Genomic DNA, 24,496 nt, shown 5'->3' on the forward strand with positions numbered 1-24,496 from the left:
CACGGGCTTTTCCCCACATGCCGGCACGCGCCCGGCCGATGGCGCCAGGCCCGTGCCAGGGCCAGACTGCTGCCAACACCGGAAGGACACCCCCATGATCGATCTCGGCCACATCGACGACCTCGCCCGCCGCCTCAGCAGCCTGGTGCCCCCGGGCCTGCGCGAAGGTCGCGAGGAGCTGCAGGAAAACTTCAAGTCCGTGCTCCAGGCGGGGCTCTCGCGCCTGGACCTGGTGACCCGCGAGGAGTTCGACGTCCAGCGCGCGGTGCTGCTGCGCACGCGCGAAAAGCTTGAGGCGCTGGAGGCACAGGTGGCGCAGCTGGAAGCCCGGCTGGCCGCGGGCGGTGCGGCGCAGTCCATGCCGCCCGCGCCGCAGCAACCGCACTAGGGCCTCCGCCATGCCGGGGCTTGCGATCGTGCACGGCCGTGCACGCGCCGGCGTGCGCGCGCCGGAAGTCACGGTCGAGGTCTACATGAGCGGCGGCCTGCCGCGAATGTCGATGGTCGGCCTGCCCGAGGCGGCGGTGCGCGAATCCAAGGACCGCGTGCGCGCCGCCATCCGCTGCGCGCAGTTCGAGTTTCCTCCGCGGGTCACCACGGTCAACCTGGCGCCGGCCGACCTGCCCAAGGGCGGCGGACGCTTCGATCTGCCCATCGCCCTGGGCATCCTCGCTGCCAGCGGCCAGCTGCCGGCCTCGGCGCTGGCCGGCCACGAGTTCCTGGGCGAGCTGGGCCTGACCGGCGAGCTTCGCGCGGTCGACGGCGTGCTGCCGGCCGCGCTGGCCTGCGGCGAGGCCGGCCGCGTGCTGGTGGTGCCCGCGGTGAACGGCGCCGAAGCCGCACTGGCCCGGGGCGTCGAGGTGCGCGTGGCCCGTACGCTGTCGGAAGTCTGCGCGCACCTCAGCGGGCAGAGGCCATTGCCCAAAGCCGAGGCCGGGCCGGCCGCGACCGGCCCGGCTGCGGGCGTGCCCGACCTTGCCGACGTGCGCGGCCAGCTCCGCGCCCGCCGCGCGCTGGAGATCGCCGCGGCCGGCGGACACCACCTGTTGCTGGCGGGCAGCCCCGGCTGCGGCAAGACCCTGCTCGCATCCCGCCTGCCCGGCATCCTGCCCGAGGCCAGCGAAGCCGAGGCGCTGGAGACCGCGGCCATCGCCTCGGTCAGTGGCCGCGGCATCGACCCGGCGCGCTGGCTGCAGCGTCCGTTCCGGGCGCCACACCACACCGCAAGCGCCGTCGCCCTGGCCGGCGGCGGCAGCGAGCCACGCCCGGGAGAGATCTCGCTGGCCCACAACGGCATCCTGTTCCTCGACGAACTCCCCGAGTGGAGCCGCCACGTGCTTGAAGTGCTGCGCCAGCCGCTGGAATCGGGCACGGTCACCGTTTCGCGCGCAGCGCGGCAAAACGAGTTCCCCGCGCGCTTCCAGCTCGTCGCGGCGATGAACCCCTGTCCCTGCGGCTGGGCCGGCGACGCTTCGGGCCGCTGCCAATGCAGCACGGACGTCGTGCAGCGCTACCGGATGCGGGTATCGGGACCGCTGCTCGACCGCATCGACCTGCACGTCGACGTGCCGCGCGTGTCTCCCTCCGAGCTCCGCCCGGACGCGCCCCACGGTGAATCCAGCGCCGCCGTGCGCGAGCGCGTCGTCGCGGCGCGCAGCGTCCAGCTCGAGCGCGCCGGCGTACTCAATGCCCACCTGGACCAGTCCGGCACCGGCACGCACTGCCGCCTCTCCACCGCCGACCAGGTCCTGCTCGAACGGGCCATCGACAACCTGCAGCTCTCCGCCCGCGCCATGCACCGGATCCTGCGGGTGGCGCGCACCATCGCGGATCTTGCCGGCAGCAGCGCCATCGGCAGCGCCCACCTCGCCGAAGCGCTGGGCTATCGCGGCATCGATCCCCGGGGACAGCCGCTGGCAGCGTGATATCAGGGCGACCCGATTTGCGCAAAGTCCCGATTGGGACTAAAATTCCCTTCAAGTCCCCTGAAGGACACGAGACATGACCCGGCCACGCATCGCAGAAGCCCCCGCCCGCCGCGACCTTGCTGCACCCGCGCTTCGCGCCTTCTTCAACATCACCGCTCTCTGGAAGCTCAACAACGATCAGGAACGCCTGCTGCTCGGCAACCCCGGCCGCTCCACCTTCTATCGCTGGAAGCGCGATCTCTCCGGCCAGCTCCCGCACGACGTGCTGGAGCGAATCAGCTACGTTCTCGGCATCTACAAGGCGCTGCACCTCATCTTCAGCAGCGACCGTCAGGCCGACGAGTGGATCGGCCGCGCCAACTCGTCGCCACTGTTCGGCGGCCGCTCGGCCCTGGACCGCATGCTCGGCGGCCAGGTCGCGGACCTGTTCGTCGTCCGCCGGTACCTGGACGCCCAGCGGGGCTGGGGCTGATGCAAGCCCCGAAGACCACCCGGGTGCGCTTCCGCCCGGCCTACCGCGTGGTGTCCAGCCGCTTCCCGCCGGTGGGCGTGTTCGACGCCATCGCCGATCCGGCCGACATCGCCGCTCTGCACGAGCTGGAGTCGATGACCAACCCGCGAATGCGCGACGAACTGGGCGCCATCGAACTGGTGCCGCCAAAGCGACGCATCGCGGGCCCTGGAACTACGCCGATCATGGCCTCGTTCACCCACCTCAATCCCGAGGGCTCGCGCTTCACCCCGGGCTGGTTCGGCGCGTATTACTGCGCGCGCGAACAGCAGACCGCCGTAACCGAAACCGTGTTCCACAAATCACGCTTCCTGCGCGCCACCCGCGAGCCCGCCTGCGTGCTCGACATGCGCTGCTACCTGGGCGACGTCGATGGCCGCTTCCACGACGTCCGCGGCGGGTATCCGGACCTGCACGATCCGGACAGCTACGCGGCCAGCCAGCGCTTCGCGGTAGAACTGCGCGAGGCCGACAGCAACGGCATCGTCTACGACAGCGTGCGTGCGCCCGGCGGCACCTGCCTGGCGGCGTTCCATCCCGACATGCTGAAGCCGGTGCGGCAAGGCCCGCACCTGCAGTACCACTGGGACGGCGAGCGCATCGCGCGCGTCACCGAGGCGCGCATCGTCCCGTTCCAGCCCCGCCCGCGCCCACCTCGCGCTGGTGCTTCACCGCGCTGAAGCCCCGTCGGCGGCGGCGAACCCGGCCTCCGAACTGTGCTCGCTCGCGTGTCCGGACGACTGCATCCGGATGATCGCTTCACGGTAGTTGGCAAGCAAGATCAGCCGGACTGAGTGGAGAAGGGCGGTTGCTGGCTGGCACGAGACAGGAGCAGCCCTTCAGCACGCTCCAACAGTCTTGTTCAGCTGGTGGTTGGAACAGGTATACATGGCGCCGCCAGCACAAACGCTGTCTGCGGTGACAGTTGTTCCATTGGGATACACGACCTGGACCTGATTTCCGGAACCGGCGCAACCGATAGTCGCAATGCTGGAAATTTCGGCCGGGAACCTGACATGTTCTGCAACGAACGTATCCAGCTCGGGATAGTACCGCGCAGCATCCGCATAAGCGGATATGCCATCGATCTTCAGCTCGACATTTCCATACATCTCAAAGACATAGGGGCTTCTTTGTGCATCCGGCGAATCGGAAGCGTCCTGGTCACCCGTCACGGATACAACCCGATCCGCCGTGGCCCGGCCATTTGCGGGAGTAGTGATGGTCGCCCGCCTGGCTTCAACGCGCTCACCTTCCTTCAACACCTCCTGGACGGAGAACCCGGACTGCCGTGGTTCCGCGTGCCCGACGAACGCAAGGAGAACGGTTGCAACCGCCAACGTCGCCAAAATGGTCCGCGCATTCATGGCATGACTCCTTTCTGCGAGGGAGCTGATACCACACCAGAAAGCTACATGCAAGTCAAACTACAAACGCACGACTGGATCGCGCCTCCCCTCCGGCCCGATGGACCTGGACTGCATCAAGATGGACAGGTTTATTCGTCGACCGCGATAGCGGCCGCTTCAAGCACTTCCCGCACCGGTTGCAGCTGCGACTGGTAGCGTTCCATCGCCCGTCAGCCCCGCGGCCAACCGCTTCGCGCACCCGGCCGGCGCTCGCGGTTGCCGATGTCCGGGATGCACGTTGATGGGCTTCCCTGATGGGAGTCTGGTCAGGCCACAGCCTCCTGGAACTGCTCCTCCTCGGTCGATCCCGTCAGCGCCGTCGTCGACGATTGGCCCTGCTGGATCGCCTGGGTCACCGCGTCGAAATAACCCGTGCCCACCTCGCGCTGGTGCTTGACCGCGGTGAAGCCCTTGTCAGCGGCCGCGAACTCCGACTCCTGGAGCTCCACGAACGCGCTCATCTGCCTGCGCGCATAGCCGTGCGCGAGGTTGAACATCGAATAGTTCAGCGCGTGGAAGCCGGCGAGCGTGATGAACTGGAACTTGTAGCCGTAGGTCGCGATCTCATCCTGGAACCTGGCGATCGTGGCGTCGTCGAGGTTCTTCTTCCAATTGAAGCTGGGCGAGCAGTTGTAGGCCAGCATCTTGCCGGGGTACTTCTCGTGGATGGCTTCGGCGAAGGCGCGGGCGAAGCCGAGGTCGGGCTTGCCGGTCTCGCACCACACCAGGTCCGCGTAGGGCGCGTAGGCCAGGCCGCGGCTGATCGCCTGGTCGAGTCCGTTGCGGGTCTTGAAGAAGCCTTCGACCGTGCGCTCGCCGGTGATGAACGGACGATCGTTGTCGTCGATATCGCTGGTCAGCAGGTCCGCGGCCTCGGCGTCGGTGCGCGCGACGATCAGGGTCGGCACGCCCATGACGTCGGCGGCCAGGCGCGCGGCGTTGAGCTTCTCGACCGCCTCGCGGGTCGGCACCAGCACCTTGCCGCCCATGTGGCCGCACTTCTTGGCGCTGGCCAACTGGTCTTCGAAGTGCACGCCCGCGGCGCCGGCCTCGATCATCGCCTTCATCAGCTCGAAGGCATTGAGCACGCCGCCGAAGCCGGCCTCGGCATCGGCCACGATCGGCTGCAGGAAGTCGATGCTGTCATCGCCCTCGGCGTGCTGCAGCTGGTCGGCGCGCAGCAGCGTGTTGTTGATGCGCTTCACGACCGCCGGCACCGAGTCGGCCGGGTACAGAGACTGGTCGGGATACATCTGCCCGGCGAGGTTGGCATCGGCCGCCACCTGCCAGCCGGAGAGGTAGATCGCCTTCAGCCCGGCCTTGACCTGCTGCATGGCCTGGTTGCCGGTCAGCGCACCGAGCGCGTTGACGTAGTCGCGTTCATGCAGCGAGGTCCACAGCTTCTCCGCGCCCAGCCGGGCAAGGGAATGCTCGACGTGCACGGTGCCGCGCAGGCGCACCACGTCATCTGCGGTGTAGTTGCGGGTGATGCCGGCCCAGCGTGGGCTGTTGGTCCACTCGTTGCGGATGGCGTCGGCGTTCGGAAGCTTCGTGCTCATGTGGATCTCCGGTGGAATTCTGCAGCGCTGAAATGAGGTAGAGGTTTTCGTGAAAGCGGCTTTAGTCGCAGAACCGGCTCTTATGGGAACGGTCCTGGTGACATGGCCGGCTTTTTTGTGGGAGAGGCTATAGCCGCGATCAGGGTTTCTGGAATCGCGGCTATAGCCGCTCCCACAAAAGCCGCTGCTACAAAATCTGCTGCTAAAAATCTGCTGCTAAAAATCTGCTGCCAAAAATCTGCTGCTAAAAATGCCGCTGCTAAAAAGCTGCTGGAAAAAAGGGCCGCTGCTAAAAAGCCGCTGCTACAAAGCTGCTGCTGGAAAAGTCTGCTCCCATGGGGGTCGAGGAACGCTTCACGGCAATCGTTCGTATGCGGACAGGGTCAGGAACTCCTCGAGCGTGTCGCTGCGCGTCAGCTCCTCGAGCATCCTGATGGCTTCGACAACGCGGCCGGCGCCGGGCATCGGCCCCTGCGCCGCCAGCCGCGAGGGCAGGTTCAGCAGCGCGCGCTCGAACAGGCAGTCGTCGATCTCGGTGCCGTCATCCAGGCACAGCGGTTCGCCGCCGCGGTCGGTGGCGTGCAGCCACTGCCAGAGCTGTGCGCGGGCGATCTCGGCCGTGGCCGCGTCCTCCATCAGCCAATGGATCGGCACGCAGCCGTTGCCATCGAGCCAGGCCGCCAGGTAGCGCACGCAGACTTCGACGTTGCCCTCGAAGCCGGCGCGGGTGATGGTGCCGCGCGAGGGCTCGATCAGGACGTCGCGGTCGGCGACGACGTCGTCGCGCGCCACGCCGTGCTGGTTGGGCCCCGGCATCGCCGCGTCGAAGATGTCCTTCGCGATCGACACCAGCGCCGGGTGCGCGACCCAGGTGCCGTCGTGCCCCGCAGCGGCTTCGCGCTCCTTGTCCGCACGCACGCGCGCCAGCGCGGCCTCGTTCGCCTCCGGGTCGCCGGAGATCGGGATCTGCGCCGCCATGCCGCCCATCGCATGCGCGCCGCGGCGGTGGCAGGTGCGCACCAGGAGCTCCGAATACGCCTTCAGGAAGGGCTGGGTCATGCCCACCTGGCCGCGCTCGGGCAGCACCCGGTCGCGGTGCGCACGGAAAGTCTTGATGTACGAAAAGATGTAGTCCCAGCGCCCGCAGTTGAGCCCTGCGATGCGGCCGCGCAGGGCGTGCAGGATCTCGTCCATCTCGAACACCGCCGGCAGCGTCTCCACCAGCACGGTGACCTTGATGCAGCCGTCGGGCAGGCCGAGCACCTGTTCGACGTGCGCGAGCACGTCGCTCCACAGCGCGGCCTCCTCCATCGATTGCAGCTTGGGCAGGTAGAGGTAGGGCCCGCGCTCCTTCGCCGCCAGCGCCGCGCCATTCTCGAGGCAAAAGAGCCCGGCATCGAACAGGCTGGCGCTGATGCGCTCCCCATCCACCAGCAGGTGCTTCTCGGTCAGGTGCCAGCCGCGCGGGCGCACGATCAGCACGGCGCGCTCGGCCTCGGGCTTCATCCGGTAGGACTTGCCGCTGTCGGCGTCGAAGGCCAGCGTTCCGGCCACAGCGTCGCGCAGCGACCGCTGGCCGGTGAGCAGGGCGTCCCAGGTCGGCGCGGTCGAGTCCTCGAAGTCGGCCATGTAGCAGCTGGCGCCGGAGTTGAGCGCGTTGATGACCATCTTCGGATCGACCGGACCGGTGATCTCGACGCGGCGGTCGAGCAGCGCGGCCGGCAGCGGCGCCACCCGCCAGTCACCCTCGCGAATGGCGCGGGTGTCGGCGCGGAAGTCCGGCAGGCCGCCGCCGTCGAAGAAGGCCTGGCGCTCGCCGCGGGCCGCGAGCAGGGCGCGGCGGCGCGCTTCGAAGCGCTGGTGCAGGCCGGCGAGGAAAGCCAGGGCGCGTTCGTCGAGCAGGTCGCTCGCGTCCGCCGTGCCGGGCGCGAGCCGGGCCTTGGCGACGGTGAGATGGGGGGCTGCGGACATGTCGGCCTCGGCGAAGGATCGGGCAGCCACCATCCACGCCAGGCGACTATTTGACAAAACAGATATGACAATGCAATTGATAAGTTCTGCTTATACGAAGGACTGACGCGGCCTTGGACCCCGTTCGCACCCCCCGCTTCGCCTACAAGGGCGACCGCCTGAAACCGCTGAGGGCCTTCTGCCAGGTCGCGCGCCTGGGTTCGGTGTCGCGCGCGGCCGAGGCCCTGTACGTCAGCCAGCCCGCGGTCAGCCAGCAGCTCCAGGCCCTGGAGCGCGAAATGGGCACCCCGCTGCTGGAGCGCAACGGCCGCCGCCTGCTTCCCACGCCGGCGGGCGAGGCGCTGTACGAGCTGGCGCGGCCGCTGGTGGACGGCATCGACGCCCTGCCCACGGCCTTTCGCCACGCGCTGGCGGGCATGGACGCGGGCGAGCTGGAAATTGCCGCCAACAGCTCCACCATCCTCTACCTGCTGCCGCGGATCGTCGGCGCCTACCGCGAGCAGCACCCCGAGGTGCGCCTGCGCCTGCACAACACCATCAGCGCCGACGGCACCGACCTGCTGCGCGCGGACACGGTGGAGCTGGTGGTCGGCTCGATGCTCGACGTGCCCGCCGACCTCAGCTATGTGCCGGTGTATTCATTCCAGCCGATGCTGATCACCCCGCGCGACCATCCGCTGGCGCGCACGCCGCGGCTGACGCTCGAGGACATCTCCAGGCACGGCCTGATCCTGCCGCCCCAGCGCCAGGTGACCTGGCGCCTGGTGGACCTGGTGTTCCAGCAGGCGCGGGTCCCGTACACGGTGTCGCTGGAGGTCGGCGGCTGGGAGGTGATCAAGCAGTACGTGGCGATGGGCCTGGGGATCTCGATCGTGAGCTCGATCTGCCTGGATGACGCCGACGCCGAGCGCCTGGCGATCCGCCCGCTCGATGCCTGGTTCCCTGCGCGCAGCTACGGCGTGGTGGTGCGCAAGGGCAAGGTGCTGTCGCCGCAGGCGCGCGCGTTCGTGGACCTGATCAGGCCCGACCTGTTCGTGCGCCGCAGCCGCGAGGACAGCGGGCATTCCGAACGCTGAGCGCGCTACCACGCACCGCGCGCCCGCGCGCAACCGCGTGCGTGCATCGTGGTGCCGCACCTGGCAGCACCGATGGCGTACGGTTGCGCCTACTCCCGAACGCCGGAACCGCGCATGCGCCACCTGCCAATCGCCATCCTGTCCGCCTGCCTGGGGGCGCCAGTCGCCGTCGCTGGAACGCCCACAGCGCCGCCCGCCACCCAGGCGCTGCTGCACGACATTGGCACCGCGCCTTCGGCCGCGCGCATCGAGGCCGACATTCGCACGCTGGTGTCGTTCGGCACCCGCCACACGCTGTCGGACACCACGTCGGACACCCGCGGCATCGGCGCGGCAAGGCGCTGGATCCACGCCGAGTTCGAGCGCATCTCGGCGCAGTGCGGCGGCTGCCTTGAAGTGATCGACGTTGCCGGCACGATCTCCGGCGAAGACCGCATCCCCGAGGCCACCGAGGTGGTGAGCGTGCTCGCGATCCAGCGCGGCACCAGCGACCCGGGCCGCTACGTGATCATGAGCGGCGACATCGACTCGCGCGTGTCCGACGTGATGGATGCCACGTCCGACTCGCCGGGGGCCAACGACAACGCCTCCGGCGTCGCCGGCACGCTCGAAGCGGCGCGGATCCTGTCGAAGCACCGCTTCCACGGCAGCATCGTCTATGCCGCGCTTTCAGGCGAAGAGCAGGGCCTGTTCGGCGGAAAGATCGTCGCCGAAAAGGCGCAGGCCGAAGGCTGGCGCATCGAAGCCGTGCTCAACAACGACATGATCGGAAACATCGCCGGCATCAACGGCGTGATCGACAACAGCACCGCGCGCGTGTTCGCCGAGGGCACCCGCGTGACCGAGACGCCGGCCGAGGCGAGCCAGCGCCGCTTCACCGGCGGCGAAGTCGATTCGCCCTCGCGCAACCTCGCGCGCTACATCGATCGCATGGCCGACCTGTACGTGCCCGGCCTCGACGTGATGGTGGTCTATCGCCTCGACCGCTTCGGGCGCGGCGGCCACCACCGGCCGTTCAACGACCTCGGCTACCCGGCGGTGCGGGTGATGGAAACCGACGAGAACTACCACCGCCAGCACCAGGACCTGCGCACGGAGGACGGCATCGCCTACGGCGACGTGATCGAAGGCGTGGACTTCGACTACGCCGCAAAACTCACAGCGCTCAACGCCGTGAGCCTCGCCGGCATGGCCTCGGCGCCGCCGCCACCCGCGGGCGTGTCGATCGAGGGCGCGGTCACCGCCGACACCACGCTGAAGTGGACGCGCGCGCCGGCGTCGCAGGCGCCGAACCTTGCCGGCTACCGGCTGCACTGGCGGCGGACCACCGAGCCGCAGTGGACGCACAGCGTGTACGTCGGCGACGTCGACCGGCACACGCTGGAGAACGTGGTGATCGACAACTGGTTCTTCGGCGTGTCCGCGGTCGCGAAGGACGGCGCGGAAAGCCCGGTGGTGTTCCCGGGCGCGGCGGGCAGCTTCGGCGGCTACGGAACCCCCTAGCCTCCGCGATGCCCGATCGCCCCGGCTGTTACGGGGCGCCGGACATACCCGGCCGCGATGCGGACGCGCTACTCGCCGGGCAGCGAGAGCACCTCGTCCGCGAACACCGCCACGTGCGGCACGCCGTCGGCGCCGATCCAGCCGCGATACATGCCTTCTGTATTGAAGGGGAAGGCGACGTTGCCGGCGGCGTCGAGAGCGATCGCGCCGCCGTCGCCACCGGCATCGACCACCTCGCCGTTGATCACCGCTTCGGCCGCGGTCGCGATGCCGTCGCCGCGGTGACGCACGCGCGCGCAGACCTCGTGCGCCGCGGCGGTACGGATGTAGAACTCGCCCCAGCCGGTGCCCGAGACCGCGCAGCGCGCATCCGCCCAGGTGCCGGCGCCGATGATCGGCGCATCGCCCACGCGTCCCCAGCGCTTGTTGGTCATGCCGCCGGTGGAGGTGCCGGCGGCGAGATGGCCGCGTGCATCGAGCGCCAGCGCGCCGACGGTGCCGAAATAGGCCGTTCCCGGAAGCTCCAGGGGCATGCGGCTCGCCTGCGCCGCCGCCTCCTCTTGCAACGCCTTCTGCAACTGCTGCCAGCGCGTCTCGACGCGGAAGTACGCGGGATCGACGATCTCCAGCCCCTGTGCCCGTGCGAAGGCCTCGGCGCCTTCGCCCACCATCATCACGTGGCGCGAGTGGTCCATCACCGCGCGCGCAAGCAGGATCGGGTTCTTCACCACCTCGACCCCTGCGATCGCGCCCGCCTTGCCGCTGGCGCCGTCCATCACCGATGCGTCGAGCTCGTTGCGGCCATCGTGGGTGAACACCGCGCCGCGACCGGCGTTGAACTGTGGCGCATCCTCGAGCACCGCGATCGCGGCGGCCACCGCGTCCAGCGACGGCTTGCCGGCCTGCAGCTGCGCATGACCGGCCCGCAGCGCGGCCGCCAGGGCCGCGCGCGCCGCGGCCTCGTCCTCCGCGGACAGGCCCGCGCGTTCAACGCCCGCACCGCCGTGGATCGCGAGCACGGGTGCATCCAGCGCCACCAGCACGCCGTCGCGCACCGCGTAGCTGCGCTGGAACATCGGCCGTTCCACGCGCCCAGAGGGCAGGTGCAACACCGAGTCGGGGCCGACGCCCACGGTGTCGACGCGCTCGACCTGCATCGCGGCGTCTTCGGCCTGCCTGGTCACGCCACCGCGGAGCACGGTCGCGCCGGCGCCTGGCGCGGTCGCATGGACACGCGCGCTGCCGTCGCCCTCCACCGCGACCGCGGCATCTTCATCCACGCCGAGGCCGGTCACCGTGCGTCCGCCCGCCTGCGTCTCCGCCTTGGCGACGAAGGCCAGCAGCCGGCCAAGGCGACCGCGTTCGCGGAAATGGGTGTCGGTCACCACGCCCTTGAGCGCATCGATGTGCAGGAAGCCGGTCTCGATCGTGTTCGCCGACCCGAGCGGATCGCCCAGTGCGCGCGGACTGACCAGGCTGCCGCCGTCCATGGCGCCATAGAGGAACTCGCCAAGGATCGCGAGCCCCGCGCTGGTGCCGCCCAGGGGCTTGCCGGCCCGCACGTGCGCATCCAGCGCGGCGGCCACGGGTGTGCCTTTCCAGTAGCGCACGTAGCGCGACTGGTCGCCGCCGGCGATGAAGATGCCGTCGGCCCTGGCCAGGCTGGCGAGGACCGCCGGATCGCTGGCCGCGTCGCGGCCGCTGAAGACAAAGGTCTCCACCGAGGCGACGCCGCCGACCTCGTCATGGAACTCCTCGCCGATCTCGCCCCCGAACGATGCGCGCAGCACCACCACGTGTCCGTTGCCGGCCTTGTCCAGGAACCAGCGCAGGGCTTCGTGGTTGCGGTCGCCGCCCCCCATCAGCAGCAGGCCGGGGCCGGTCGCGGCCGGCGTTGGCAGGGTGGCATCGCCGATGAAGTGGCGCTGATAGTCGGCAGCCAGGGCGGGCCAGGCCAGCACCAGGCCGGCAAGCACCGCGACCACTGCACCAGAACGGATCCGCTGTCTCATTCGCCACTCCTTCATCGACCGGTCCGGCGCGCGCATGCGCCGCCACCCCTGACAAGACGAACGAGGGTAGCGCGTCCCTCATCCGGCACAGACACGGGCACGGTTGGCAGCCCACGCGATCGGCTATCGTGCGCCGATGACCTCCCTGCTCGATGCCTGGTTCATCCGCGAGATCCTGGTGCACGAGGGAGCGCTGGTGCGTTACCTGGCCCGCAGCTGGCCGCGCCGCGACGAGATCCACGACCTGCGGCAGGAAACCTACGCCCGCGTCTACCAGTCCGCTGCCAAAGCGCTGCCGCAACAGCCCAAGGCCTTCCTGTTCACCACCGCACGCAACCTCATGGCCGACCATGTCCGCCGCAGCCGGGTGGTGTCGATCGAGCCGATGGGTGATTTCGAGCCCTTGCACGTCTTGATGGATGAGCTGTCTCCCGAGCGCTGGTGCGACGGACGCCAGCTGCTGCTGCGGCTGGCAGACGCCTTCGACCGGCTGCCGGATCGCTGCCGCGAAGTGTTCTGGCTGCGGCGCGTCGAGGAGCTTTCCCAGAGGGAGGTCGCCGTGCGCCTGGGCATCAGCGAGAAGACCGTCGAGAAGCACGTCGCCAAGGGCATGCGCCTGGTGGCGTACTATTTCCATGGCAATCAGGACGAGCCGATGGACAGGCCGCAGCCGGGCGCGGAAGCAGGCGAGGCACATGGACGCCAACAGACCGACTGACCGTCCCCCGCCAGCCGACAGCCACGAGGTCGAGCGCTGCGCAGCGGCGTGGCTTGCGCGCCGCGACCGTGGCGACTGGGGCGAGGCCGATGTCCGCGCGCTGGACGCCTGGCTCGAGGCCGCAGCCGGGCACCGCGTCGCCTTCCTGCGCCTGCAGTCGGCGTGGGAGCAGAGCGGTCGCATGCAGGCGCTGGGGGCGGGCCTCGGCAAGGGCGTGCCGGAACGCGGGCGCTGGGCGCACCTGGGCGTGGGCGCGGTGCTTGCCGGCGCCGGCCCACAGCACGGCCAAGAACACGGTCGCCATGCCGACGCGCAGGACGAACTCCACCCCCATGGCAGGCTCGCGTTCGCAACGCGTGCCCCGACGCCGGCGCCACGCCGCAATCGCCGCGCATACGCGGCGCTGTCGGCTTCGGTGATCCTGGCGGCCACCCTGGCATGGGGCTGGCAGCTACGGGATGGGGTCGACAGCACATCGCACAGCACGGCGATGGGCGATATACATTCGCTACCGCTGGCCGATGGCTCGCGCACGGTCCTGGGCAGCGCCAGCCGCATCGACGTGCGGCTGGCGCGCAGCGAGCGGCGCATCGACCTGCAGCAGGGCGAGGCCTTCTTCGAAGCGGCACGCGATCCTCGACGTCCGTTCGTGGTCCACGCCGGCGGGCGCCGGGTGACCGCGGTCGGCACGCGCTTCTCGGTGCGCCGCGATGGCCCCGACCTGCGCGTGGTGGTCACCGAGGGGACGGTGCGGCTCGAATCCGATCCGCACGACGGGCAGCAGCGTCCCGCGGCCCTGCTGCCCGCCGGCAGCGTGGCCTTCGCCACCGCGACCGGGGTCACGGTGCGCTCGGGCGCGATCGATGACGCCGAGCGCATGCTGGACTGGCAGCATGGTCTGCTGGTGTTCGACGACGCCACGCTGGCCGAGGCCGCGGCCGAGTTCAACCGCTACAACGCGCGCCGCATCGTGATCGCCGATGACGACGCCGGCGCGCTGCGCATCGGCGGCAGCTTCCGCTGGTCCAACGCCGAGGGATTCGTGCGCCTGATCGAACAGGGGTTCCCGGTCCGCGCCGAGTACTTCGACGACGCGATCGTGCTCCACCGCCAATGAGCACGGGCCGGCGTGGGGGGATTTCCGGGGTTGGTTCGTCCTGATATCGAGAGCGGCGCACGCGCGCCGCAAGGGGAGCCCTGCCATGAAACCGCTACGTCCTTTGCGCCTCCTGTTGCTGTCGCTGGCATGTTCGGCGGCGCTGGCCGCCCATGCCCAGGCACCCGTCGCGGCTCCGGTCGACATCCCGGCCGGCAGCCTGGCCACCGCGCTGGACGCACTGGCCAGGCAGTCAGGTACCCAGCTGGTGTACCGCGCCGACCAGCTCCGCGACGCGCGGACCGCCGGCGCCAGCGGCACCATGTCTTCGCAGGAAGCACTGGACCGCCTGCTGCGGGGCAGCGGCTTCGTCGCGCGGCGCGACAGTTCCGGCGCGGTCATCATCGTGCCGCAGGCCGCGGCAACCCCGGCGCCCGGCCCCGCCCCCGGGCCCGCGCCCGCGGCATCGCCGCCGCCGGCTTCGCCACAGGCAGCCGCGCCGCCGATCACCAACTTCGACACCGTGCAGGTCACCGGTTCGCGCATCCCGCGCGCGCAGGTCGAAGGCCCGGCGCCGATCACCGTGATCACCGCCGACGACATCCAGGCCGGCGGCTTCACCAGCGTCCCGGACGTGATGCAGTCGCTGACCCAGAACGGCGGCCAGACCCAGAGCGAACAGTCCGCGGGCGGCGCCGATTTCTCGCCCGGCGCGCAGCAGGTCGACCTGCGCGCGCTCGGCCCCAACCACACGCTCGTGCTGGTGAACGGCCGGCGCATCGCCGACTTCCCGCTGCCCTTCGGCGGCCGCAGCAACTTCACCGACGTCTCCAGCCTGCCGCTGGGCATGATCGAGCGGATCGAGGTGCTGACCGGCAGTGCTTCGGCGATCTACGGCTCCGACGCGATTTCCGGCGTGGTCAACTTCATCCTCAAGCGCCGCGCCGACGGCACCACCGTCGACTACCGCTACGGCCAGACCGAAAGCGGAGACGCCGAGTCGCACCGCCTCAACGTGTCCAGCGGATACGAGAACGGCAACTTCAACGCCGTGTTCGGCTTCGAGTACAGGACGCAGGAGCCACTGTGGGGCTTCGAGCGCGCGGAGCAGGATTCGAGCTTCGACGCGCCCACGTCCAACTCGCGGCTGCCGCCGCGCAACTTCCTGGTCACCGACTGGTGGGACGACTACATCGATCCGGGCGAGGACACCTGCAGCGCGATGTCGCAGCTCAACGAAGGCACGATGGGCTACCACGAACGCCCGCGCTACGGCTGGTACTGCGGCAGCGACCGCGCCGTGTCCTACCGCACCCAGATCAGCAAGCGCGACGGCATCAACACCTATGCCTCGTTGAGCTATCTGTTCGACAACGGCAGCGAATGGTTCGCCGACGTGCAGGCCGGCCGCCACGAGGTCTCGCTGTTCCGCGGCACGCGCAGCTGGGCGCTGATGACGCCCGACGGCGTCGAGCACGACTATTTCCACAACATCTTCGGCGGCGAGGATGAGGACGAGCGCTACAACCGCCAGTACTGGCAGCGCCAGTTCACGCTGGAAGAAATGGGCGGCCTCGAGACCGGCATGGTCAAGACCGTGCAGAAGACCTTCGGCGTGACCACCGGCTTCAAGGGCACGGTGTGGAGCGACTGGAACTATGAGGCCGCGCTCAGCCATTCGCAGTACAAGGCCGACATCAGCTGGCCGCAGATCGTCGCCGAGCGCGCCAACGCACTGTTCCTCGGGCCGCTGCTCGGCTACACCGACAGCGGCTATCCGATCTACAACGCCGACCCGGCGCGGCTGTGGACGCCGCTTACCCGCGCCGAATACGACAGCATCTTCGCCTACACCAGCTACAAGCCGGAATCCGCCAGCCAGTCGCTGGCGCTGACCCTGACCCAGGCCGAACTGTTCACGCTGCCGGGTGGCGCCGCGGGCTTCGCCGCCGTCGCCGAGTTCGGCCACCAGTCCTATGACATCAACCCGGACCCGCTGGCCACGGAGTACTACTACTACAGCTGGAAGGACTCGGACGGGCGCGGCAACCGCAACCGCTGGGCGCTGGCGGGCGAGCTGCGCATGCCGGTGCTCGATACGCTCAGCCTGAGCGTGGCCGGACGCTTCGACCAGTACCACTTCGCCGGCCGCGATCCCAACCGCTTCACCTGGAGCGCGGGCATGGAGTGGCGCCCCGCGGACAGCCTGCTGCTGCGCGGCTCCTACGGCACCGCGTTCCGCGCTCCGGACCTGCACTACGTGTTCGCCGGCCCGGGCAATGACGAAACCAGCGCGCCAGACTATTACCGCTGCGCCACCGAACAGGGCGACGTCGCGTTCGACGAATGCGACTACGACCGCGAAGGCATCATCCGCAGCCGCGACGGCAGCCCGGACCTGGAGCCGGAAACCAGCGACTCCTGGACCGCCGGCCTGGTCTGGTCGCCGGCCAGCTGGTTCGACCTGTCGGTCGACTACTTCGCCATCGACATGCGCAACCAGGTGCAGGACCTGCGCGTGCGCGACGTCATGATCAACGAGCGCGACTGCCGGCTCGGGACCCAGGACATCGCGTCGCCGCTGTGCGTGGACACGCTGTCGCGCATCACCCGGACGCAGGACGGAACGCTGTACGGCGTGCACGTCAATCCGATCAACATCGCGCGCGAGCGCACCGACGGCGTCGACCTGAGCAGCACGCTGCGCTGGGAAAGCCCGTTCGGCGACGTCCGTCTCAGCGGCAGCTACACCTGGGTGCGCACCCACGACATCCAGGAGTATCCCGACGAGCCGGTCACCGACATGTTCGCCATCAACAGCGGGTACGACATCCCGCGCAGCAAGGCCAGCCTGCGTCTGTCATGGGCGAAGGGGCCGCTGTCGGCCTCGATCCAGGGCGTTCGCCTGGGCAGTCTGCCCAACGACGATTCGTACTACGAGATCTGGGCGCCGGACGACGGCACCAATCCCTGGATCGCGGCCAGCTACCGCTACAACGCCAACCTGCAGTACGAGTTCAGCGAACGCTCGCGGCTGTCGCTGTCGGTGGTCAACCTGTTCGACAAGGCGCCGCCGAACGACCCGACGTACACCGGCTATCCCTACTACGACATCGCCTGGTTCGATCGCGAGGGCCGCAGCTTCTACCTGCAGTACACGCACAAGTTCGGGGGCAGCACCGGGCTGTAGCGGGGGCGCGTTCCGGCACGGTGCCAGGCGGCAGCCTGGCTCGGCAGTACCGGTGCATATGCGAGTGCAGGTGCGGGCGCGGGCGCCGGATGCCGGATGCCGGCTCAGACCGTGCCGCGGTTGCGCCCCTGCCAGGGCCGGTACCACGCGCGGATGCGGCGCATGTCCTCGTCCGCGTCGTCGCCGGCCCGGAACAGCGGGCCGATGCCGATGATCCTGTCCGGGTAGTGGAAATACACCGGCAGCACCGGCACGTCGGCGGCGCGGGCGATCTTGAGGAAGCCGCTTCTCCAGTGCTCAACCGGCTTGCGCGTGCCCTCGGGCGCCAGTCCGAACCACAGCTGCTCGCGACCGCGGATCATCTCCGCCACCTGCTCGACCACGCCGGCCGAGCGGCCGCGGTCGACCGCGATCACCCCCAGTGCATGCAGCAGCCGCGACAGCGGCCACCAGAACAGCTCGCGCTTGCCCAGGATCCTGATGTCCAGGCCCAGGCCCAGCTTGACCGCGAAGCCCCATACTCCGTCCCAGTTGGAAGAATGCGGGGCGGCGATCAGCACCACGCGCGGCACGTCGGGGAACTCACCGACCACGCGCCAGCCGCCCAGGCGCAGGATGCTTCGGCCCAGCCAGCGCGCGAACCGGTTCGGCCGCAGGCGCGGCACGCTGGGGGGCAGCGCCGGCAGGATGTCCTCGCGAGGTCCCTTCATCCGCCCCTACCCGATCAGTCCCAGTCGCGCACGGTGCGCCCGCGCTTGATCGTACTGCGCTCGCGCTTGGCATCCATGCGCCGGGCCTTGGCGGCACGGCTGGGCCTGGTCGCCACGCGCTTCTTCGGCGCCGTGCGGCCGGACTCGATGAACGCCGCCAGCCGCTCGCGCGCGTCCTGGCGGTTGCGGTCCTGGGTGCGGAAGCGCTGGGCGTTGAGTACCAGCACGCCGTCGTCGGTGAGACGGCGATCGCGCTTGGCGAGCAGGCGTTCGCGCACGGCTTCGGGCAGCGACGGCGAGTTGGCGACGTCGAAGCGCAGCTCGACCGCGGTCGCGACCTTGTTGACGTTCTGCCCGCCCGGCCCCGACGCGCGCACGAAACGCTCGATGATTTCGGCGTCCGGGATTTCGATGGCGGATGGCGTGGTGGTCATGGGCGTCCGGAATCGATGGCCAGCGCGACGGTCAGCGCGGTCTCGCCTCGGCAGCCGGCGCGGCAGCGGCGGGCTGCGTGAAGAATGCCAGCGCGCGTGCGAACTCCACGTCAGGCGGCGCCACGGCGTGCACGCGCCGCGCCGGATCCCCTGGATGCGGGAACGACAGCTGCTCCGCGTGCAGCAGCATGCGGTGGATGCCGAGCATGCGGAAGCTGCGGTTGTGGCGGCCGTCGCCGTGGCTGGTGTCGCCGATCAGATGATGCGAAAGGTGCTTGAGGTGGCGGCGGATCTGGCGGAAGCGCCCGGTCTGCGGCCAGGCGCGCAGCAGCGCGTAGCGCGAGGTCTCGAAACCGCCGGACGGAATTGGAAGCTCGGCGGTGGCGAGACGCTGGAAGCGGGTCACGGCCGGCTTCTTCTGCGGCTTGCCGGGGCCGCCGTCGAGCGGGTGGTCGACGGTGAACGCCTCGTCCGCGGGCCACCCGCGGCACACGGCGAGATAGCCCTTGTCGACCTCGCCGGCCATCAGCGACTTGCCCAGCACGGAGGCGGTTTCGCGATCGAAGGCCAGCAACAGGCAGCCGCTGGTGGCGCGGTCGAGGCGGTGGACGAGGAAGATCGGCCTGTCGAACTGCGCGCGCAGGCGGTCGGCGGCGAAGTCGCTCTCGCCGCGTGCGAGCTTGCTGTCGTGGACCATGAGCCCCGCGGGCTTGTCGACCACGGCGAAGCGCTCTTCCAGATGCAGCACCGGCATGGCTGCGGGAGCGGATGCCGCTGCGGGAGCGGCCGTCGGGACCTGTGTGGGAGAGGCTATAGCCGCGATAGTCCCCGGATCGCGGCTATAGCCGCTCCCGCAAGAGCTGCTCCCGCCAGAAGCGCTCATCGCTGTGGCCGGGCGGCGATGATCGCCCACAGGCCAGCAACACCCGCGACCCACGCCGCAACCGGCACCGTCCACAAACGCGGTCCACCGGCATCCAGGCCGTACAGCACCGCCGCCGCCACCAGCAGGCCCACGCCCAGGATCGCAGCCACGGTGCGCCGCTGCATCGCGCGCATCACCTGCACAAGCTCGGCCAGCTCCGCGGAGTGCATGCCCAGCTGGTGCCGACCCTCCACCTGCTGGCTCAGCCATGCGTGCATCAGCCGCGGCATTTCCGGCGCGCGGGTGATCAGCTCCGGCAGCCGTTTGCGGAACTCGCCGGCCAGCCGCTGCGGGCTGTAGCGCTCGGCCAGGATCCGCTCCAGCACCGGACGCGCCACCGCCCAGATATCGATTTCCGGGTCCAAGTGCCGGCTCACGCCTTCGACGTTGAGCAGGGTCTTCTGCAGGAGGATCAGCTGCGGCTGCAGGGTCAGCTGGTAGCGCTGTGCGGTGCGGAACAGCTTCAGCAGCACTTCGCCCAACGAGAACTCCGACAGCGGTCGCGTGAAATAGGGCTCGCAGACACCGCGCACCGCCGCTTCCAGCTCATCCAGGCGGATGTGCGACGGCATCCAGCCGGCCTGCACATGCAGCTCGGCGATGCGACGGTAGTCCTTGTTGAAGATCGCCATGAAGTTTTCGGCGAGGTAGTACTGGTCGTCGCCGGAGAGCTGGCCGACGATGCCGAAATCCAGCGCGATGAAGCGCGGATTGACCCGGCGCGACGGGTCGCTGTCGACCCAGATGTTGCCGGCGTGGGCATCGGCGTGGAAGAAGTTGTCGCGGAACACCTGGGTGTAGAACACGCGCACGGCCTTCGCCGCAAGCAGCTTACGGTCCATGCCCGCGGCTTCGATCGCGACGATGTCGTCACTGGGAATGCCGTGCACGCGCTCGAGCGTCAGCACGCGCTCGCTGCTGTGCGACCACACCGGCGCGGGCACGTACAGGTCGGGCGAGTCCGCCCAAAAGCGCCGCAGCACCGACGCATTCGCGCCTTCGCGCTGCAGGTCGAGTTCGGCGGCCAGCGTGCCTGCGACTTCGGCCACCACTTCGCGCGGGCGGATCTTGTCGGCGCTTGGATGCGTGCGCTCGACCAGGCCGGCGATGCGCTCAAGCAGGCGGATGTCGGCGGCGATGCGCGCATCGATGCCGGGACGCAGCACCTTGACCACGACCTCGGCGCCGGGCGCGCCATCGACGCCCGGCAGCTGCGCCGCGTGCACCTGCGCCACCGAGGCCGAGGCCAGCGGCACGATGTCGAAGCGCGCGAAGGCCTCGGCCACCGGCCGCTCCAGTTCGCGCTCTACGATGGCGCGCGCCTCTTCGCCGTCGAAGGGCGCCACCTGGTCCTGCAACAGCACCAGTTCGTCGGCGACGTCGGCCGGTACCAGGTCGCGGCGGGTCGACAGCACCTGTCCGAACTTGACGAAGATCGGCCCCAGCTCCTGCAGCGCCAGGCGCACGCGGGCGCCGCGCGGCAGGTCGGTGATCCCGCGCGGGGCACGCGGCACGAACGGCCGCAGCAGCCACAGCCAGCGCTGGACCGGCGTGCCTTCAAACAGCGTGTGCAGGCGATAGCGGAGCAGGACGCGCCCGATCTTCAGGGCGTGCATCGCCGAACTCACCGGGCTGCTCCCGCGCTTGACGCCATGCGCGCCACGCGCGCCGCGATGCGTTCGACGTCGTCGCGCAGGATGTCGACGTCGTCGTGGAAGGCATCCAGCTCATGGCGGCCGACGACGTCGCGCGACTCTTCCACCACGTATTCGGCGGCGGTGGCCGCAAAGCCTTCACCAGCGCGGCGCGCGCCCTTCAGGGCCGCCGCGACCCCGTTGGCCACCTGCACGCCGATGACCTCGCCGAAGGCGGCGACGAAGGGCCGCTGCCAGTCGGGGTCGAAGCGCGAGGCCAGGCGCTGCAGCGCGCGCGCGAGTTCGGCGTCGCCTTCGATGCGCAGCCGGCCGCTGGGCGTGGCGTGCTCGTCGGCCCCGCCAAGCATGCCCTGGAGCTGGCCAAGCAGGCCGCCGAGCGTGGTGCGCACCGACAGGTCGGGGCTGGCATCGTCGGCCACCGGCCCCACGCGCAGCGCTTCGCCGTCCACGCGCACCGACATCGCCAGGGGCGGCGAGGCCAGGTGCAGGGCGACGTGGCGCCCATCCAGCCGGGCAAGCGCCTGGCGGGTGTCGTCATCGAGTGCGAGCGCGCGGTTGAGCGCGGATTCCAGCGCGCGGCCGGCCAGCGGCTTCAAGCCGGGGAGCGAAAAAGGGGATCGGGCCATGGCCGGCATTGTAGCGGCCGCGCCCCTTGCGCCGGCGCGCCGGACCGCGCCGCCGACGGGCCACCGGCGCGCCGAGACGCCGCGGCGCACCGGTGGCGCGGGTCAGACCCGCTTGCCGCGGAAGAACGAGATCGCGGCCAGCACCAGGAACACGACGAACAGGATCCAGGCGATGTTGCTGGCGGCACCCGCGATACCGCTGAAGCCCAGCACGGCGGCGATCAGGGCGATGACCAGGAAGATGACGGCATAACTCAGCATGGCGGTTCTCCAGTCCGTCGGAGCGCGGACGGCTGGCGACATCCTTGCCGGCCACGGGTCGTCAGGAGGTGATGGTTCCGCGCTGCGACCGGGCCAGGCGCTCGAGGCCTTCGGCAATCGACACCTTGGGCGCATAGCCGAAGTCGCGGGTGGCCGGCGCCATGTCGTACCAGTGCGTGGTGCTGAGCTGCTCGGCCAGGAAGCGGGTCATCGGCGGCTCCGAACGCAGGCGCAGCAGCGGCCACGCTGTCTCGCAGACGGCGCCGATCGCATAAGCGAGACCGAAGGGGAGCGTGCCCTCGACTTCGGGCGCACCCACCGCGCGCAGCAGCGCGTTGACGATCTCGCGCATGGGCATCGGCTCGCCGTTGCTGATGAAGTAGGCGCGGCCGGCGCAGGCCGCTCCCGGCCCCAGGTGCTCGAGCGCATCGAAGTGGGCCTGCGCGGCGTTGTCGATATACGTGGTGTCGATGCGGTTCATGCCGCCGCCGACCAGGCGCAGGCGGCCGGCACGGGCGCGTTCGGCCAGCCGCGGGACCAACTGGTTGTCACCCGGCCCCCAGATCAGCCGCGGCCGCAGCGCGACGGTCGACAGGACTTCGTCATTGGCGGCAAGCACCACCTTTTCGGCGATCAGTTTGGTCGCCGCGTACGGCGCCTTGAGGTCGTCGCCATAGGGCACGGTGTCGGCGGTGCCGCCCTCGACGGGGTGCGTGGCGCGATGGGTCACGCTGGGCGATGAGGTGTAGACCAGCTTCGGCACGAAGTGTTCGCGGCAGCCGGCCAGCACGTTGCCGGTGCCCATCACGTTTGCCCGGTGATAGCTGTCGTAGCTGCCCCAGGCACCGGCTTTCGCGGCGTTGTGCAGAACCGCATCCATGCCGGCGCAGGCGGCGATGACCGCATCGCGGTCGGCAAGATTGCCGCGCATCTGGCGGACGCCGAGCGCATCAAGCTCGGGGTAGTGGCCGCGGTTGAAGCTCGTGACCTCGTGTCCGCGTTCGACCAGGCCACGGCACAGCGCCTGGCCAAGGAATCCGCCGCCGCCCGTCACCAGTACCCGCACTTCAGTGCTCCCTCGCGTCAATCAGGCGTCACCACCGCGTCGTAGACCTTGCCGCGACGCAGCTCGCGCGCGGCCCAGACGGCCAGTTTTTCGCGGCCGATTTTCGCATTGTGGCGGATGTCGACGGGAAACGCAGGGTGAAAGGCGAAGGCATCGACGTGCGCGGTGTGGACGAACCCTTCGCCAAGGTGGCGCAGCTCATCGGCGATGCGGGCGTGTTCGGCCCTGTCGATACCGGGCTGCAGCTCGACGCAGAGCAGCGGCCGCTGGGCTCCGCGCTCGCCGATGCCGACCAGCGCCGTGCGACGGACGTCGGGATGGGTATCGAAGACCGGCTCGATCTGTTCTGTGCACAGCGTGCGCTGCGCGGTCACCACGCGCTGCGATTTGCGGCCGCAGAACCAGAGGCGGCCTTCGGCGTCGAAATAGCCGAGGTCGCCCATGCGGTGGACGATGCGGGAGGTACCCGCGGAAAAGCTGCCCGCCTCGCGGATTTTCGCCAGCGCGGTCTGCGCGTCGCGATTGAAGTAGGTGTCGGTGGCGGTGGGTCCGGCCACGGTGATCTCGCCCACCTGCCCCGGCTTCACCAGCAGCGCGTCGGACCATTCGGGGATGGCCTCGTCGGTCACGCGGATCATGCGCACCTCGTTCGGCGCCACCGGGCGGCCGACGCAGGTGCCGGCACCGGCTTCGGTGCGCTCGCGCAGGGTCACCAGTTCACGGCCTTCGATCACCGCCACCGGCAGGCATTCGGTGGCGCCGTAGGGCGTCCAGAACTGCCCGTCGTCGGGCAGCAGTTCGCGCATTTTGGCCACCACGTCCGCGGGCACGGGTGCACCCGCCGAGGTCACGCGCGTCACCGTGGGCAGCGGCTTGCCATGTTCGGCAAGCACCCGCATCAGCGCCGGCGAGCCGAACAGCTGGGTCACGCCGAAGCGCTCGATGGCCGCATGCAGCTTTCGCGGATCGGCCTTTGCCGGCCGCGTCGGGTCCATGTCGGGAATGATCGACGTCAGGCCCAGCGCCGGATCGAACAGCGCGAACGGCGGGAAGGTCGGGAAGTCGACGCCACCTGGCGACACGCCAAGCATGCCGCCCAGCATGTCGATCTGGGCCACGAAGTGGCGATGGCGGTAGACCACGCCCTTGGGCACGCCGGTGGAGCCGCTGGTGAACAGGATCGCGGCGACATCATCGGGCGCGTTATCGGCCAGCTGCGGGCCCGCGTCGGTGCCGCTGCGCTCGACCTCGGCCAGGGTCACGTCCGCGAACAATGGCCGCGCGCCGGTGGTCACCCGCAGCCGCGCCGACTTCGCCCAGCCCAGCAGCACGCGCGCGAACATCGCCAGCGGAACGCCGACGAAGGCCTCGGCCTGCACCTCGCCCAGGCACTGCTTCAACGCCCGCTTGTCGATGCCCGGATCCACCAGCACCGGCACCGCGCCGGCCTTGAACAGCGCGTACATCAGCAGGAAGAACTCCGGCGTCGGCCGCACCATCACCACCGTGCGCGTGCCGCGGCCGATGCCGCGTACGGCAAGGCCCGCGGCGATGGCGTCGCTGCGGGCGTCGAGCCGGGCGTAGGTCAGCGCGGTGGCGTAGCGGCCGTCGCGGCCGGGGGCGCGCATGGCCACCTGGTCGGGCAGCTCGCGCGCCAGCCGCGGCAGCGCGGCGGCGATGTTGCAGGGACCGGTCATGGTTGGATTATCGCCCGGACGCGCGGGGCACATGCGCGTTGGCGCGTTGGCGCGTTGGCGATCCTGCAGGCTCCGCCATCGCGGATCATCGCGCTCGGCCCGGGCACCTTGGCGGCCCGTTGGCCCCGTGAGCAGCAATGGCCGACAAT

General features: G+C 69.8%; 21 protein-coding genes and 1 pseudogene. 9 read left to right on the forward strand and 13 right to left on the reverse strand.

The genetic code is table 11. The annotated features are described in order from the left end of the window. Positions 1-94 precede the first annotated feature (94 nt). The 4 genes from WCE37_RS12955 to WCE37_RS12970 all read left to right on the forward strand — a co-directional run bounded on the left by WCE37_RS12955 (position 95) and on the right by WCE37_RS12970 (position 3,119). On the forward strand, positions 95-388 hold the full coding sequence (locus WCE37_RS12955) for an accessory factor UbiK family protein (RefSeq protein WP_343254638.1): 294 nt from the start codon (positions 95-97) through the stop codon (positions 386-388). Between the two features lie 10 nt (positions 389-398). Continuing rightward, positions 399-1,925, forward strand: a complete 1,527-nt coding sequence (locus WCE37_RS12960) for a YifB family Mg chelatase-like AAA ATPase (protein WP_343279723.1) — start codon at positions 399-401, stop codon at positions 1,923-1,925. Between the two features lie 76 nt (positions 1,926-2,001). Further along, the gene (locus WCE37_RS12965) at positions 2,002-2,400 is read left to right on the forward strand and encodes an antitoxin Xre-like helix-turn-helix domain-containing protein (RefSeq protein ID WP_343277067.1); all 399 of its coding nucleotides are present in this window, start codon (positions 2,002-2,004) and stop codon (positions 2,398-2,400) included. Further along, positions 2,400-3,119: an RES family NAD+ phosphorylase gene (locus WCE37_RS12970; protein ID WP_343277068.1), complete on the forward strand. Its 720-nt coding sequence runs from the start codon at positions 2,400-2,402 to the stop codon at positions 3,117-3,119. The genes WCE37_RS12965 and WCE37_RS12970 overlap by 1 nt, the downstream gene beginning before the upstream one ends. 159 nt (positions 3,120-3,278) lie before the next feature. On the opposite strand, the gene WCE37_RS12975 is transcribed toward WCE37_RS12970, so the two are convergent. The 3 genes from WCE37_RS12975 to aceB all read right to left on the reverse strand — a co-directional run bounded on the left by WCE37_RS12975 (position 3,279) and on the right by aceB (position 7,378). Then, positions 3,279-3,806 (reverse strand): hypothetical protein, encoded by a 528-nt coding sequence (locus WCE37_RS12975; protein WP_343279724.1) that lies wholly within the window; start codon positions 3,804-3,806, stop codon positions 3,279-3,281. 308 nt (positions 3,807-4,114) lie between these two features. Beyond that, positions 4,115-5,407: an isocitrate lyase gene (gene aceA, locus WCE37_RS12980; RefSeq protein WP_343279725.1), complete on the reverse strand. Its 1,293-nt coding sequence runs from the start codon at positions 5,405-5,407 to the stop codon at positions 4,115-4,117. A 354-nt stretch (positions 5,408-5,761) separates the two neighbouring features. After that, positions 5,762-7,378, reverse strand: a complete 1,617-nt coding sequence (gene aceB, locus WCE37_RS12985) for a malate synthase A (protein ID WP_343279726.1) — start codon at positions 7,376-7,378, stop codon at positions 5,762-5,764. Positions 7,379-7,491: 113 nt separating this feature from the next. On the opposite strand from aceB, the gene WCE37_RS12990 reads away from it, so the two are divergent. Continuing rightward, a complete protein-coding gene (locus WCE37_RS12990; RefSeq protein WP_343279727.1) occupies positions 7,492-8,454 on the forward strand; it encodes a LysR family transcriptional regulator in 963 nt (320 codons plus the stop codon). Between the two features lie 114 nt (positions 8,455-8,568). Further along, positions 8,569-9,957: a M28 family metallopeptidase gene (locus WCE37_RS12995; RefSeq protein WP_343279728.1), complete on the forward strand. Its 1,389-nt coding sequence runs from the start codon at positions 8,569-8,571 to the stop codon at positions 9,955-9,957. Positions 9,958-10,025: 68 nt separating this feature from the next. On the opposite strand, the gene WCE37_RS13000 is transcribed toward WCE37_RS12995, so the two are convergent. Both WCE37_RS13000 and WCE37_RS13005 read right to left on the reverse strand, forming a co-directional pair. Then, positions 10,026-11,033: an isoaspartyl peptidase/L-asparaginase gene (locus WCE37_RS13000; protein ID WP_343279841.1), complete on the reverse strand. Its 1,008-nt coding sequence runs from the start codon at positions 11,031-11,033 to the stop codon at positions 10,026-10,028. Between the two features lie 435 nt (positions 11,034-11,468). Continuing rightward, positions 11,469-12,005, reverse strand: a pseudogene (locus WCE37_RS13005) (Type 1 glutamine amidotransferase-like domain-containing protein); the annotation flags it as partial. Between the two features lie 100 nt (positions 12,006-12,105). Between WCE37_RS13005 and WCE37_RS13010 the strand changes: the two are divergent. The 3 genes from WCE37_RS13010 (at position 12,106) to WCE37_RS13020 (ending at position 16,973) form a co-directional block, all read left to right on the forward strand. After that, positions 12,106-12,687, forward strand: coding sequence for a sigma-70 family RNA polymerase sigma factor (locus WCE37_RS13010; RefSeq protein ID WP_343279729.1), 582 nt, complete (start codon positions 12,106-12,108; stop codon positions 12,685-12,687). Then, positions 12,665-13,804 carry a FecR domain-containing protein gene (locus tag WCE37_RS13015; RefSeq protein WP_343279730.1) on the forward strand — a complete coding sequence of 380 codons (1,140 nt, stop codon included), beginning with the start codon at positions 12,665-12,667 and terminating at the stop codon, positions 13,802-13,804. The genes WCE37_RS13010 and WCE37_RS13015 overlap by 23 nt, the downstream gene beginning before the upstream one ends. Before the next feature lie 85 nt (positions 13,805-13,889). Next, the gene (locus tag WCE37_RS13020; protein ID WP_343279731.1) at positions 13,890-16,973 is read left to right on the forward strand and encodes a TonB-dependent receptor; all 3,084 of its coding nucleotides are present in this window, start codon (positions 13,890-13,892) and stop codon (positions 16,971-16,973) included. Positions 16,974-17,077: 104 nt separating this feature from the next. Here WCE37_RS13020 and WCE37_RS13025 read toward each other — a convergent pair whose 3' ends face one another. The 8 genes from WCE37_RS13025 to oleC form a co-directional block, all read right to left on the reverse strand. Next, a complete protein-coding gene (locus WCE37_RS13025) occupies positions 17,078-17,683 on the reverse strand; it encodes a lysophospholipid acyltransferase family protein (protein WP_343279732.1) in 606 nt (201 codons plus the stop codon). Positions 17,684-17,697: 14 nt separating this feature from the next. Then, entirely contained in the window at positions 17,698-18,117 is a 420-nt protein-coding gene (gene arfB / locus WCE37_RS13030; protein WP_343279733.1) for an alternative ribosome rescue aminoacyl-tRNA hydrolase ArfB, read from the reverse strand. Positions 18,118-18,148: 31 nt separating this feature from the next. Further along, the gene (locus WCE37_RS13035) at positions 18,149-19,000 is read right to left on the reverse strand and encodes a pseudouridine synthase (RefSeq protein WP_343279734.1); all 852 of its coding nucleotides are present in this window, start codon (positions 18,998-19,000) and stop codon (positions 18,149-18,151) included. After that, positions 18,997-20,670, reverse strand: a complete 1,674-nt coding sequence (gene ubiB / locus WCE37_RS13040; protein WP_343279735.1) for a ubiquinone biosynthesis regulatory protein kinase UbiB — start codon at positions 20,668-20,670, stop codon at positions 18,997-18,999. The genes WCE37_RS13035 and ubiB overlap by 4 nt, the downstream gene beginning before the upstream one ends. Next, positions 20,667-21,323: an SCP2 sterol-binding domain-containing protein gene (locus WCE37_RS13045; RefSeq protein ID WP_343279736.1), complete on the reverse strand. Its 657-nt coding sequence runs from the start codon at positions 21,321-21,323 to the stop codon at positions 20,667-20,669. Before WCE37_RS13045 ends, ubiB begins: the two co-directional genes overlap by 4 nt. Before the next feature lie 102 nt (positions 21,324-21,425). After that, positions 21,426-21,584: a DUF1328 domain-containing protein gene (locus tag WCE37_RS13050; RefSeq protein WP_343254651.1), complete on the reverse strand. Its 159-nt coding sequence runs from the start codon at positions 21,582-21,584 to the stop codon at positions 21,426-21,428. A gap of 61 nt (positions 21,585-21,645) precedes the next feature. Then, positions 21,646-22,650 (reverse strand): 2-alkyl-3-oxoalkanoate reductase, encoded by a 1,005-nt coding sequence (oleD, locus tag WCE37_RS13055; RefSeq protein ID WP_343279737.1) that lies wholly within the window; start codon positions 22,648-22,650, stop codon positions 21,646-21,648. Positions 22,651-22,667: 17 nt separating this feature from the next. After that, on the reverse strand, positions 22,668-24,347 hold the full coding sequence (oleC, locus tag WCE37_RS13060) for an olefin beta-lactone synthetase (protein WP_343279738.1): 1,680 nt from the start codon (positions 24,345-24,347) through the stop codon (positions 22,668-22,670). Positions 24,348-24,496 lie beyond the last annotated feature (149 nt).

Origin of the sequence: Luteimonas sp. MJ250 (assembly GCF_039548455.1) — a bacterium.
Taxonomy (GTDB): domain Bacteria; phylum Pseudomonadota; class Gammaproteobacteria; order Xanthomonadales; family Xanthomonadaceae; genus Luteimonas.